Source organism: Wolbachia endosymbiont (group A) of Pherbina coryleti (genome assembly GCF_964026875.1).
In the GTDB taxonomy this organism is placed as follows: Bacteria; Pseudomonadota; Alphaproteobacteria; order Rickettsiales; family Anaplasmataceae; genus Wolbachia; species Wolbachia pipientis.
Genome location: NZ_OZ034706.1, coordinates 912560 through 925639 on the forward strand (window position 1 = coordinate 912560; position 13080 = coordinate 925639).

At 35.5% G+C, this 13080-nt stretch carries 14 protein-coding genes and 1 tRNA gene; 7 read left to right on the top strand and 8 right to left on the bottom strand.

Annotated elements, in window-relative coordinates; all coding sequences use genetic code 11:
• Positions 1 to 3 precede the first annotated feature (3 nt).
• The 6 genes from AAGD87_RS04500 to AAGD87_RS04525 all read right to left on the bottom strand — a co-directional run bounded on the left by AAGD87_RS04500 (position 4) and on the right by AAGD87_RS04525 (position 2731).
• Entirely contained in the window at positions 4 to 294 is a 291-nt protein-coding gene (locus AAGD87_RS04500; protein ID WP_007549156.1) for a GIY-YIG nuclease family protein, read from the bottom strand.
• A gap of 485 nt (positions 295 to 779) precedes the next feature.
• Positions 780 to 1154: a RadC family protein gene (locus AAGD87_RS04505; RefSeq protein ID WP_264339328.1), complete on the bottom strand. Its 375-nt coding sequence runs from the start codon at positions 1152 to 1154 to the stop codon at positions 780 to 782.
• Positions 1155 to 1335: 181 nt separating this feature from the next.
• Positions 1336 to 1683: a hypothetical protein gene (locus tag AAGD87_RS04510; RefSeq protein WP_341817426.1), complete on the bottom strand. Its 348-nt coding sequence runs from the start codon at positions 1681 to 1683 to the stop codon at positions 1336 to 1338.
• Positions 1655 to 1849 carry a hypothetical protein gene (locus tag AAGD87_RS04515; RefSeq protein ID WP_155968352.1) on the bottom strand — a complete coding sequence of 65 codons (195 nt, stop codon included), beginning with the start codon at positions 1847 to 1849 and terminating at the stop codon, positions 1655 to 1657. Before AAGD87_RS04515 ends, AAGD87_RS04510 begins: the two co-directional genes overlap by 29 nt.
• Positions 1850 to 2027: 178 nt before the next feature.
• On the bottom strand, positions 2028 to 2624 hold the full coding sequence (locus tag AAGD87_RS04520) for an RDD family protein (protein ID WP_015589093.1): 597 nt from the start codon (positions 2622 to 2624) through the stop codon (positions 2028 to 2030).
• Between the two features lie 24 nt (positions 2625 to 2648).
• Positions 2649 to 2731: transfer RNA gene (locus AAGD87_RS04525), tRNA-Leu, on the bottom strand.
• A 107-nt stretch (positions 2732 to 2838) separates the two neighbouring features.
• Between AAGD87_RS04525 and AAGD87_RS04530 the strand changes: the two genes are divergently transcribed.
• Together AAGD87_RS04530 and AAGD87_RS04535 are read left to right on the top strand one after the other, a co-directional pair.
• Entirely contained in the window at positions 2839 to 4290 is a 1452-nt protein-coding gene (locus AAGD87_RS04530) for a replicative DNA helicase (protein WP_341817428.1), read from the top strand.
• A 118-nt stretch (positions 4291 to 4408) separates the two neighbouring features.
• Positions 4409 to 5860 (top strand): hypothetical protein, encoded by a 1452-nt coding sequence (locus tag AAGD87_RS04535; RefSeq protein WP_265024274.1) that lies wholly within the window; start codon positions 4409 to 4411, stop codon positions 5858 to 5860.
• A gap of 73 nt (positions 5861 to 5933) precedes the next feature.
• On the opposite strand, the gene metG is transcribed toward AAGD87_RS04535, so the two are convergent.
• On the bottom strand, positions 5934 to 7571 hold the full coding sequence (gene metG / locus AAGD87_RS04540; protein ID WP_264339323.1) for a methionine--tRNA ligase: 1638 nt from the start codon (positions 7569 to 7571) through the stop codon (positions 5934 to 5936).
• A 157-nt stretch (positions 7572 to 7728) separates the two neighbouring features.
• Between metG and AAGD87_RS04545 the strand changes: the two genes are divergently transcribed.
• Entirely contained in the window at positions 7729 to 8151 is a 423-nt protein-coding gene (locus tag AAGD87_RS04545) for a TrbC/VirB2 family protein (protein ID WP_341817429.1), read from the top strand.
• 11 nt (positions 8152 to 8162) lie between these two features.
• On the opposite strand, the gene ubiG is transcribed toward AAGD87_RS04545, so the two are convergent.
• A complete protein-coding gene (ubiG, locus tag AAGD87_RS04550; RefSeq protein WP_174515933.1) occupies positions 8163 to 9338 on the bottom strand; it encodes a bifunctional 2-polyprenyl-6-hydroxyphenol methylase/3-demethylubiquinol 3-O-methyltransferase UbiG in 1176 nt (391 codons plus the stop codon).
• A gap of 347 nt (positions 9339 to 9685) precedes the next feature.
• Between ubiG and AAGD87_RS04555 the strand changes: the two genes are divergently transcribed.
• From AAGD87_RS04555 to dnaG, 4 genes are all read left to right on the top strand, one after another.
• Positions 9686 to 10015: a transposase gene (locus tag AAGD87_RS04555; protein WP_007548762.1), complete on the top strand. Its 330-nt coding sequence runs from the start codon at positions 9686 to 9688 to the stop codon at positions 10013 to 10015.
• A complete protein-coding gene (locus tag AAGD87_RS04560; protein ID WP_010082383.1) occupies positions 9999 to 10199 on the top strand; it encodes a hypothetical protein in 201 nt (66 codons plus the stop codon). The genes AAGD87_RS04555 and AAGD87_RS04560 overlap by 17 nt, the downstream gene beginning before the upstream one ends.
• Before the next feature lie 19 nt (positions 10200 to 10218).
• Positions 10219 to 10626: a transposase gene (locus tag AAGD87_RS04565; protein WP_341817430.1), complete on the top strand. Its 408-nt coding sequence runs from the start codon at positions 10219 to 10221 to the stop codon at positions 10624 to 10626.
• Positions 10627 to 11320: 694 nt separating this feature from the next.
• Entirely contained in the window at positions 11321 to 13069 is a 1749-nt protein-coding gene (dnaG, locus tag AAGD87_RS04570) for a DNA primase (RefSeq protein ID WP_341817431.1), read from the top strand.
• The last annotated feature ends 11 nt before the right edge of the window (positions 13070 to 13080 follow it).

A 13080-nucleotide genomic window follows, 5' to 3' on the forward strand; every position in this document is an offset into this window, starting at 1 on the left:
TAGCTATCTTAAAGCTAAGTAATATAAGTCAACCCAGCTAGGATTCTTTTGATTGATCAAATTAATTTTCCACTGCCTTGGCCATTCTTTCAGGCGCCTTTCTCTTGCAATAGCTAAACTTATATCTTCAAACTCTTCAAAATATACAAGTTTATTTACATTATATCTTGATGTAAAACCTGAAACAATTTTGTTTTTGTGTTCCCAAATCCTCTTGATCAAATTTGCAGTTACACCAATATATAATGTGCTATTAGCTTTATTTGTAAGTATATAGATATATGATAACTTCATCTTAATCGTTTATAGCTAAAGTAACTGAGGTTTATCAACATTATACTACACCATCATGCCACAATAAATCTTACCGTCATACCACCGCGGATAGATCCCGCTAACACGTAGCGGGATGACGAGTTATAGCACTTCTCGCAATAGTCCGAATAGGATAAGATATGTGCTTATGGCTATGGTAGAGCAGTAGCATATTATGATCTGTTCGGATTATTGTAAAAAGAGCTATACTATACCGCGGCGGTATCTCAGCCGCTAACAAGCAGCGGGATGACAGCAATCTACGTCATACCGCGATTCATTCACGGTATCTCTTAGCCGCTAACACGTAGCGGAATGACGATTGTCGGTAAATCTAAGTTATAGCACTTCTCGCAATAGTCCGAATAGGATAAGATATGTGCTTATGGCTATGGTAGAGCAGTAGCATATTATGATCTGTTCGGATTATTGTAAAAAGAGCTATACTGTAGCTATAAAGGCTTTCACAACAACCTATTTTCCTTGAAACTAAAATAGCTACTGAATGTAATAATAATGTGGTCTATTAATTCTATTCCTATACTTTGGCAAGCTTCTGCTAGTTGTCTAGTGAGAGATATATCGCTATTTGAAGGTTGTGTATCTCCGCTTGGATGATTGTGAGATATTACAATGGATGTTGAACCAATCAAAAGTGCGCGCTTGATGATCTCTCTGACATAAAGAGGAGTTTGATCTACTGTACCAATATTTTGCAGGTCTTCCGCTATTAGACGATACTTTTTATTCATATAGATGACACGAAAATTTTCCTTATTGAGGCTTCCTATACTTATTCTTAAATAATCAAGCAATTTTTCCCAGTTATCGATTACCATACGCGTCAAGTTAAGGAAAAGTGGTATAAGGAAGAAAGGAAACGAAAAAACTATTTTATATATTAAGTAATAAAGTTATTAATTTATAGATTCTTCTGAAAAAATTATCTTCTTCTAGATAAGAACTCCCTAAAAAAATAAATGTAACAAATAAAATGCCCATCTCAAATGTTGCTATATTTCACGATATTTCCTTAACTTGACGCGTATGGTTATCGATTACAGGCAGGTTTTTTATTTCTTCTCTTGCAGAACGAACAAAGGCTTGTTTTACACAGAAGATGGCAGATATCGCTGCATTGCTGACATCATCAACGTTTTGCAGCGCTTCCAGGTCAGCATTAAAAACTTTATTTAAGCTGCCAAAACTTTCTATCAAACTCTTTGCCACCGGTTTTACATCAATTCTACTATATGCTGAATATAAAATGTGCTCTAAAACTTCATAATCAAGTAATGATTGTCCATTATCTAAAATAATTTTCTCTCTTAGGCGCTTTCTATGCCCCTTTTTGTAATTTTTCATCATCAATGAATTGCTTATCTCTTGTATAATAAGAAATTAGATTTTTAAGTAAAATATTTAATAAAGCGCATGACGCACAATTGTAAGAACATTCATTTTTAAAGACAGCAAATGGTGTCATGAAAGTAGCTGAGACACTGTCCTCCTTTGTCATCCGAGTAGCTGACACTGGTTCCTTTACGACGGCAGTGCCCAGAGGTGTCATCCCAGTGCATGCACATAGTGCAAAAAATTAAAAATAAGACGCCAATACGTAATACTGTTGTCGTTTAATCTGCACAGATTGAAGATAAATGAATACCTTCAGTATCATGATAAAGGGGCTGGCGAAGGGTGTCAAGTAGTTTTTAGCTCTGCCTTCTAAGGCTTTTACTCGTGACAACCACTGTGCCTGCGATCTTATCGTGCCAAGTTTGACAGCGTTTGTTGAAATTTGACCATAAAAAGCCCAAGAACAATGGTGCAACTGACAATATAAAGGAAAAAAATCTCTTTGTTGCTTGTTTTAGGGTCATCTTTTCGAAAGTTTGTGCATCCACAACTCTAAGCCCAAATAATAGTTTTCCAGGTGTAGTAGCAAACTTTACCCACATATATATTACATAGCAAAAGAGCATAATAAACTGGACTATTTGATTTAGGATTAGTAATTTTATAAGTCTACTCTGCGTTGTCTTTTCTTCCGCAGACAGTGGTGCTTGCATTGGGGATTTTGCAGCAATTTGACTTAATATTTTGCTATCCTCTGAGTTCATAAAGAGCTGATTTAAGGCTTGGCTGCAAAACTGCAAGAACAAAACGATAATAATCAAATCAAGCAATACTGATATATAGCGCCTGAGGCCCGTTACATAACATATCCCATTTTCATCTTTCTTTACCTTTTGAATAACATTTATAGAAGAAAAAATAGAAAATAAACGATTAAAAAATTTATGTAACATATATATACTTTCCAATATTTAACGTGCCCCTGGCCGGACTTGAACCAGCATGCTTTTGCAAGCAACAGATTTTGAGTCTGCCGTGTCTACCATTCCACCACAGGGGCATTAAGTTTTAATGCTATAGGCAACACGGAATTAGTCAAATTTTATATGTCTTTCAAATCAAAACTAAATATTCTACAATAATCAACAATTACTCTCAAAACTTAAAATGAATGAATTAGCCAATCTCCTCAGTTCAAGAAGTGTAGATAAGGAAATATGTAAATTACCGCATAATTTAGAAGCTGAACAGATGCTTATTGGTGCAATGATTCGTGATAATAGAATCTGTGATGCAGTTGAAGACACAATTACAGCAGAAAATTTCTATGATCCACTGCATCAAAGTATTTTTACGCAAATATCTAAAACCAGAAAACATGGCATAATTGCCAATGAACTGAGCCTTAAAATGTTTTTTGAAAACGACCAAGCATTTACCGAGTGTGGTGGGGTAGAGTACTTAGCAAAGCTTGCAGCGAAGGCAAGTATTGCACTTGATATTTATAGTTTGACTAGAATAATCCGTGATACTTACTTAAGGAGATGTTTAATCAAGCTCGGGCAAGAAATAGTTGGTGATAGCTACAACTACGATATTGAAAATCCTGCACAGGCGCAAATTGAACAAGCAATGACAAAATTGTTCAATTTGGCAGTAAAAAAACAAGGTGAGAAAACATATATAAAACTTGCAAGTTCAATTAAAGATGTAGTTGAGAAGATCAGCACACTGAAAAATAATCCAGAAGCGCTAGGCGTTACAACCGGACTTCAAGATCTAAATCAGCTTCTTGGTGGTCTACAAAAATCTGATTTATTAATTTTAGCTGCAAGGCCTTCTATGGGTAAAACAGCATTGGCGCTAAACATCGCACTTAATGCTTGTAAGATGTTGCAAAAAAGAGCAGATAAGCAACACTATGTAGCGTTTTTCTCGCTTGAAATGTCAGCAGAGCAATTAACTGCAAGGCTGATCACTATAGATTCAGGAATTAGTTATTATAAGGCATTAACCGGGAGAATTAGTGATTTTGAATTGCATGAATTTATCAATACTAGTACAGAATTATCTGAACTGCCTTTCATCATAGATGACACCCCTGCGCTATCAATTAGTGCCCTTCGCACCAGAATACGCTTGCTGTATCAATTATATAATGTAGAAGTGGTATTCATTGATTATTTGCAGCTAATCAGAGGAACAACAAAAAGGAGTAATGAAAATAGAGTGCAAGAAATCTCGGAAGTGACGCAGGGTTTGAAAGCAATTGCAAAGGAGCTAAATATTCCCATTGTTGCACTATCTCAGCTCTCTCGTTCTGTTGAGCAGAGGGATGATAAAAAACCACAACTTTCTGATTTACGTGATTCAGGGAGCATAGAGCAAGACGCAGATATAGTAATGTTTCTCTATAGAGAAGAGTATTATGAACTAAGAAAACAGCCAAATGAAGGAAACAATAAACATCGGGAATGGCAAGAGAAAATGGAAAAAATTAGAAACATTGCAGAGCTCATTATTGCAAAGCAGAGAAATGGACCAATTGGCAGTGTGAAGCTATATTTTGACTCTAACAGAGGTGCATTTAAAGATTACACGGAAAGGCATAGTTCATAGCTTGACAGCAATCTTCTTGTTCCCAAGTTTATCAATTATTTTTTTTTATGTAAAGATAGCTTGACAACTTCTTAAAAATCCTTTTATAATGGTATTATATTTTATAATACGTGAGATGATGAATAAAAACAATGTACCCTATTATATAGCTGGAACTCTGGCTGCTTTAACTTTATTAGCATCTGGAGTGTTTGCTGCAGCTCCTTATATTGGTTTCTTAGCTCCAGTTGCAGCATTAAGTGTTGGCCTTCCATTTATTATTGGTGGTGCTGTATTTTCTGCTGTAGCTATTGCACTTTCGTATGCAGCAGTTAGTAAGAACAAAACTATTTCTGAGAAGGAAGCTCAGCTTTCTGATGAAAAAAGTAAAGTAGAAGCTAAAGGTAAAATAATTTCTGAGAAAGTAAAAGAAATATCCGAAAAAAATACTCAACTGGCTAATCAAGCAAAAGAGATAGAAGATAAAGATAAAACTATTTCTGAGAAAGATCGGGAGATTTTTAGAATGAAAAATGAGTTGGCTGCAACCAGAAGGATTAATGCTTCTCAGCCAGGTAATGCGGTAGAATTTGATAGCATAAACCAGCAGCTTACTAAGAGAGATTTCGAAGTACAAACTCAAGAGCAAGCCATTATTTCACAAGCAAAAGGGAAATTTAATAGTGTTGGAAATAAATTAAAAAATATTTATGATACTATGCCATCAGCTGAGTTTGCAAAGGATATCAAAACAGCATCTGAAAAAGCATTTACTTCTACAAAAGAAGCATTTATTAGTGGTCGTGTAACTCGTATTGTTAAAGATGGCTTAAAAGATGTTTATGGTACGTCATTTGAACCAGTAAAAAGTGCACTTAATAGCTTTGGAAGCAGCTTGAAAAACACTTGTGATACATCAATTGAGTCAGCAAAAGGGACAATTAGTAGTGTTGGAAATAAATTAAAAAATGTTTATGATACTATGCCATCAACTAAAATAGAATTTTCATGGGTCTCAGAAAAATTTTCACCATACTGGAATAGTGTTAAAAACTTGATGTTTGGTAATAAGGCAGATCAAGCAAGTGGTGCTAGTCAACTTTCAAGTGAATCTCAAGGTAATGGTATTGTTATTCCAGAGGGGGCAAAGCTAGAGCTTTCTCCAATATTATTTGATTTTTTGTTTAGAGAAAAACAGAAGATGGTAAGGCAATTTTTAAGAGAGCAAACTGATGAAAAAAAGAATGTGGCTACACAAGAAAATTTAAAAACTGAGACTCCTAGCCAGGAAAATCAGATGAATATTGATAACGTTCCTAAGCAACCTGATCATTTAAATGTTGATGCTGCTAAAAGGTATTTAATGAGTCTTTCTGAGGATCAGGATGTATTTTATGATGCAGAATCTGGTGATGAAAAAGGTACTGAGATTTCTAGCCCAGAAAGTCAGCCAACTAAAGAAGAAAATGGTCAAGGCTGGTTTGCATGGAGCCTAGGAAAGGTTAAGTCGGCAATGACTGAAGTAGTAGTGATAGATGCTGATGTTACTAAATCACATTTTGCTAAAGTAACTAAGGCACTTGCCACCTAACTTGAATATGTAGACAGCGGTGTGCACCGTCGTTAACTAAAGATAATCCCATCCAGGAGAAATAGTTTTTACACTATTTCTCCTCTTTAGCATCAACCCTCAAAAAAACCGGCGTAGGTTTAGGCAATGTTATGCCTGAACTTACGCACGCGTCGCACAAAGATTTTAAATCTCGTTGTTCTTTCGGAATTTGCAGTTGATTTAGTATCATCTCTGCTGACTTGGGAACGATTGGCTGCAATAAAATGCCTATTATCCTGATATATTCCAGTAACTTGTAAATTACTAAATTCATGCGCTCTCTGTCAGTTTTGCTTAGTGTCCAGGGTGCACTTTTGTCTATGTAGGCATTTGCTTCAGAAGAGATGTTGATAATTAGAAGTATAATCTGGTTAAATTCATACTTTGATAGGTGATTCATCACTTGATCGAGTATAGCTTTGCAACCTGGAAGACTTTCTTCACCTTTAAGTAGGCTTTGATCGATTGTTGGTACAATTCCAGAACATTGCTTGTGTAAAAATGAAATTGTTCTTTGTACTAAATTGCCTATGTTGTTTGCCAGTTCTGAATTTATCCGGCTGATCATATTTTTCTTACTAAAGTTGCCATCTTGGCCGAATCTTGCTTCCCGAAGGAGAAAATAGCGTAGCTGATCAACACCAAACTCTTGAGCGAGGCCAATTGGATCTATGACATTACCAAGGGACTTGGATATTTTCTCTCCCTCGTTCAACCACCAACCATGAACTGCAATTTGTTTTGGCAGTGGCAGGTCTGCTGCAAGGAGAATCGCTGGCCAATATACAGCATGAAAGCGCAATATGTCTTTACCGATTACATGAACGTTGAAAGAGTTGTCAGCTAGGTTTGCAGCGCTTGACACTGGAATCTGCGTTTTCCCTTGGTTTGGTGTCATTCCAGTGCTTGACACTGGAATCTGTGTTTCTGGTTCTGCCCAAAACCTCTTATATTCCTCACCTTCAGTACTAGGGAAACCTATTGATGTAAGATAATTGGTTAATGCATCTATCCAAACATAGATTACGTGTTTGTCATTACCTGGTACTTTTATTCCCCAGTTAAAACTAGTGCGAGAGATTGAGAGGTCAATGAGCCCTGATCTTACAAACGATATCACTTCATTTCTTCTGCTCTCAGGAAAGATAAAACTTGGCTGATTTTTATAGAGTTCCAGTAATTTTTCTTGCCAGTTTGATAAGCGAAAAAAGTAACTCTCTTCTTTTATCCACTGGACCTCAGCACCTGTTGGTGCTTTGCCATCTATCAGCTCTGACTCCTGATAAAATGCTTCATCACGAACTGAATACCAACCCGAATAGGAATCCAAATATATTTGCCCTCTCTCTTCAAGTCTATTCCATAAAGCTATAACTGCTTTTTTGTGACGTTCCTCCGTAGTGCGAATAAAATCGTCATACTCAAAATTCATGAACTTAGCCAATTCTTTAAATGAAACGCTCACTTCATCTGTAAATTCTTTTGGCTGCATTTCCTTTGCTTTAGCTGCTTTTTCTATTTTTTGTCCATGTTCATCTGTACCGGTGGTAAATTTGACATTTTTCCCAGCTAGTTTCATGAACCTTGCCACCACGTCACACAAGAGAGAAGTGTATGCATGACCAATATGCGGCTTATCGTTTACGTAATATACTGGCGTGGTGATGTAAAAGTTCTCGAATTGTTCCATGGTTTAGCATTTTGATAAAAATCAACTGAGTTAATTATAGTATTAAAAAGGCAGTAATAAATAAATATTGATTGGGTTAAGCATAATTTTTGAAAAAAGCTATTTACTGAAATTTTATTAAAATAAGAAACAATCAGGCATGATTATTGAAAGAACAATGAGAAATTTTCTTGTAATTCTATTTATAGTTTTCTATGCATTTGATGCACACGCTGATGGAGCAACAGATGTAATGTGTAATGTAATAGGTTACGTTCATGGAATAGGTAGACCAATGATTACAGTGGTAATAATTGGTTCAAGCTTACTTGCAATATTTGGCAGAATGCCTTGGCCTGCACTTTTCGCACTGGGTATGTTTGTTGCTGTGTTTTTTGGTGCTCCTCAAATTGTAACAAAGGTAACAGAAAAAGAAGTTTGTTGTCTTTTTAAAGGTCAAACCTTGGAGAATGGAAAGTGTGTTGCTGCTCCTGGATATGAACGTGTAGGTACAGATTATGCTTGTCGTTCCGGTTGGGCGCTAACTAATAAAGGCTACTGTATAAAAGCTGGCCAAGATCCTTCAAAGTATTGGAAGTGAAAATGGTGCTTTTATAGAGTTAAATCTAACAAACCGCAGAGTATATAATTAACATCCACGCCTTTAGTTAGATTCCACTCACGCTTTATTACGTTGTACTCCATGCCAGCCATGTTTTGCAGCGTTACATTATTTTCTCTTAAGTGATTTGCAATTTCTGACGGCTTGAGAAATTTATTCCAGTTATGTGTACCTTTTGGCAGCCAATTTAATATGTACTCTGCACCAATTATTGCAAGGCAGAAGGATTTGATAGTTCTATTTATTGTGGATATAAATATCAGCCCATTCGGTTTTAGCAGTTCTATCGCTTTTTTCATGAAAAGCTCTAAATTATCCACATGTTCAACTACTTCCATCAACAGAACCACGTCGTACTTCTTGTCATTGCTTAGCTCTTCAATGCTGGTGTGTATATATTCTATATTTAACCCTACTTTTTTTGCATGTGAATGCGCTACTTTTATGTTTTCTTCACATACATCTATTCCCACAACGTTAATGCCAACGCGTGCCATTGACTCTGACAAAATGCCACCACCGCATCCAACATCAAGCAATGATAATTCTTTCAAATTGCATTTTTTTAACTCTTTTATTTTCTCAATAATGTAAGATACTCTAACAGGATTCATTATGTGCAATGGTTTGAATTTGCCGTTCTCATCCCACCACTGGCCTGCCATTTTAGCGAATTTTGATATTTCATCTTCGTTATAAGTTTTTGTTTTTTTTTTCTTAGAGGTTATATTGCTGAGTTTATCAAGGCGTTTTTTATGTCTGCTTTCTTTTGAAAATTCTGTTTCGAGGAATTGTTTGACTATGTCTTTTGCTAATCCACTCGCAGTAAATCCTGCACCAAGACACAGTACATTTGCGTTGCCATGCTCGCGAGCTAATTTTGCGATCTCAACACTGTTACATAAAGCAGCGTAGATTCCTTCAAAACGATTTGCCACAGTACTCATGCCCAAACCTGTACCACAAATTAATATCCCATAATTTGCTTTTTTGCTTGTTATATCTTCTACAACTTTAACAGCATAGTTTGGGTAATCTACACACTTTTGCTTAGCAGTGCAGCCTTGATCTACTACTCTGTAACCTAGGGCTTCCAGGTAAGGTTTTATTTCTGATTTTAATTCATAACCAGCATGATCTGAGGCAATTGATACTATACCTAACATATAAGAAATAAGGACATTTTATATGGGTTTGAACTTTCTGTCAAGTCATTCAATGCTTCTGACCTTTTGGGAGTTCTAAAGCTATAGCTAAGGTTTTCCTACGTCATACCGCAATTCATTCCACAACTGTACGAACATTGTGATTTGAGAATAATCTCCGCCAGGAAGGGTGTCATCCCAGTGCTTTGGCACTGAGATCCAGAAAACTTAATTTTAAATAAGTACACCAGATAGCTGTATAATAAGAACTGGATTCCAGTGGGCTTTGTTGCATAGCAACTGAAAAAATCTGGTGGCTACTGACAAAATTCATTATAAAATAGCCATTTAACCTTGAAAGAAAAAATATGCCACAAAAAATGAGGGTCAGTAACCATAGCGAATATAACAAATTTCTAGAAAAAAGAGGAAATATTTTTCATTATATCAACGAAGCCATAGAAAAGTGGTACGAGAATGGTCCAAAAATACCAGGTGGCAACAATATTTATAGCGATAAAGTTGTAATTTTGGTGCACATAATAACTTGTTTATTTAGAATAGGCCTGAGGCAAACAGTTGGGTTTATAGCAGGATACCTTGAGCAAATTGGGAAAAATTTGCAAGTTATCAGCTATTCACAATCATCAAGAAGGTTTAAGAAACTCAATATTAAGATCAATGATTGCAGAAAATAATATGGAAGATATCGAAATTGCTATAGACAGTACAGGAATTAGTATATACAACAACACTCCTGGTCATAGCAAAGAAAATAGCGAAGATAGAAAGTATCGCAGCTATGAACAGACAAGAAAATTGCATGTAATGTTGAATACAAACAGCAAAAAAGCCATAGCTGTAAAATACAGTAACGGCTGATCACTATGGAGCTTGTGATTTGCTAAAAGAAGTTGATTTTCAGCATGCCATAAAAGTACTATATGCAGATAGGGCATATGACAGAGAAAAGCTCTATAAGCTGTGTAATCAATATGGTATAAAAACGAAAATTCCTCCGAAAAACAACGCAGCAGAGCATCCAAAGTTAGACTATATGGCTGAGAGAAATGCTGCAATTAGACTAATAAAATCATGCAGCGAAGATGGAATGAAGAGGTGGAAAAGGCAAACAAACTACGGAAAAAGATCTTATATAGAAAGTTTTTTCTCGCGACTGAAACAAACATTCGGGTTTAGTTTTAGGAATAAATCTGAGACAAATAGAGAGAAGGAACTACTTGTTAAATGCTATTTGCTCAATAAGTTCACTGATATTGGTATGGCTAAATTTGAGATAGCTTCATAAATTTATTGTGCGTTACCTACTATCCGAAGAGCGATGCAACAAAGCCATTCCAGTGTCAAGCACTGGAATGACACCTTCTGTATAAATATTAAGAAATTTACCAAACGAAAAAAAAGGCAAAAGAAGCCCCGTGGTTGGCTAATTACTTACATTATACTTTCAAGTATGGCGTTTTTTTATTCTAAACACTTAATAACCGCGATTTAGCTGCTTTTAAGCCGCAACTAATCTAAATTATAAACGTTAAGAAATTTACTAAACAGAAAAAAAGGCAAAAGAAACCCTAGGGTAGCTAGTTATTCACTATCCATTTTTTAAGTTGGCGTTTTTTAATGTTTTAAATGCTTTATAAGCGTATTTCAGCTTGTGTAGGTCAAAACCCGGAAATTTGATAAAGACATAAGGTGCACATAGTGCAAAAAATTAAACATGAGACGCCAGATACGTTGAGTTTTTTTGTCATTTAATCTGTACAGAGAAGATAAATAAATAGCTTCAGTTTCATGATAAGGGCGCTGGCGAGGTTTGTCAAGGAAGTTTTTTGTTTCTGTGGGCTACCTGGATGACAGGATTGCTCTTGAATTTGTATAGCTACATTGTCGGTAAATCTAAATTGCTTTAGTTATAGAAATAAATTTCGAGTCAGATGTGTATAAATTCTATATAATTTTTATCCTACTACTAATTTAACAAGATGGATCATATAGATATTATAAAATCAAAATTATTATTATCCGACCTAGTAGGTAAAAAAGTCAGATTAATAAAAAGAGGAGATAGTTTTGTTGGGCTCTGTCCATTTCATAACGAAAAAACCCCATCTTTTTCGGTAAGTAATACTAAAGGATTGTATTACTGTTTTGGTTGCTTAGCTAGTGGTGACGTATTTGAATTTATTTCACAAACTGAAGGATTAAGCTTTAAAGAAGCATTGGAAAGATTAGCATCGGTTACAGGTGTTGAACTGCCCAAAAGTCTTAGTATTACAAAAGAGGACAATAAACTATTTTTAGCGCTTAATTTAGCTGCAAATTGGTTTGCACAAAAAAATCAAAGTGTTGTAGATTATTTAAAGCAGCGTAAGATTTCACCTAAAATCATAGATAAATTTAAGATAGGTTATGCACCAAGCTCTGGTTTGAAAGAGTATTTAAACTCTTCAGGTATTGAAGACAAAATTTTAATTGATATTGGATTAGTAAACAAAAATTTTCATGATTATTTTTATGACCGGCTGATATTTCCTATACAGAGCATTGCAGGGAGAGTTATTGGTTTTGGCGGACGTGCGCTAAGTTCTGAGCAACAGCCGAAATATTTAAACAGTCCAGAGAGTCAGCTCTTCAAGAAGAGGGAGAATTTATACGGATTAAACTTTGCTTTAAGCGAAATACGTAAAAAACAGCACATACTCGTTGTTGAAGGATATATGGACGCTATAGCGCTACATCAAGCAGGAATTAGTAATGCAGTTGCTCCGCTTGGTACCGCAATTTCTGCAGAGCAGATAAAAAATCTATGGAGATTTGCTAAAGAAATCTCCATCTGTATGGATGGCGATAGTGCTGGACGTCATGCTGCTACTCGAGTTGCAGAACTTGCTCTGCCAATATTAGAGCCTGGATACACGTTAAAATTTGTGACTTTGCCGAGTAATAAAGATCCATACGATATATGTAACGAACTGGAATACAAGAAAGAAGACGTATTGATTGCGCTTGATCACTCAACAAAACTTCATTCTGAATATTTATGGCATCACATAATCGATAGCAATTTGCAAAATTATGAAAAACTTGCTCCGGAAAAATATTCAATTCTTGAGCACAAGTTCATGGAATATGTAAATACTATTAGCAACAGCAGTATTAGAAGGTATTACAGAGATTATTTTTACAATAAGGCTAGTGAACTAAGAAGTAGCTTCAAAAAACAGATTTTTAATAGTAAAACTAGAGCAACAAAAGGTGAGTATCTTCATAACAAATCTCCAGAGCTAATTGAAGCAGAGCAAAATCAGGCCGTAATTTTGCGTATAGCCGTAGAATTTCCTGAAATCTTGAACCGTCCTATATTTTTTGAGCAATTTTCTCATTTTGAATTTACTAATGAGATGAAAAGATTACAACAGCGTATAATTGATGTAATAAGTAACAAAAGCAAACTCGATAAAGAGGCTTTGTTACAAGAATTGAAACAGTTTAACGTTATAAAGTATGTATTTGAAAAAACTAGTGTACTAAATAGCCAACTGAACGAGAGAAAATCTGCAGAAATTGTGTGGAATAATATAGTGTTACTAAAAGAGTTAAATGCATTACGAAAAGAAAGAACCGAAGCGAGGCTGAGCGGTAATCTTGACTTAGAGGAAAGGTTGATAGAACAAATAAAGCAAATAGAAAGCAGTATACAAGAAATGCAAATGGAGTTTATTGAAAAGTAGATATCGTCTCG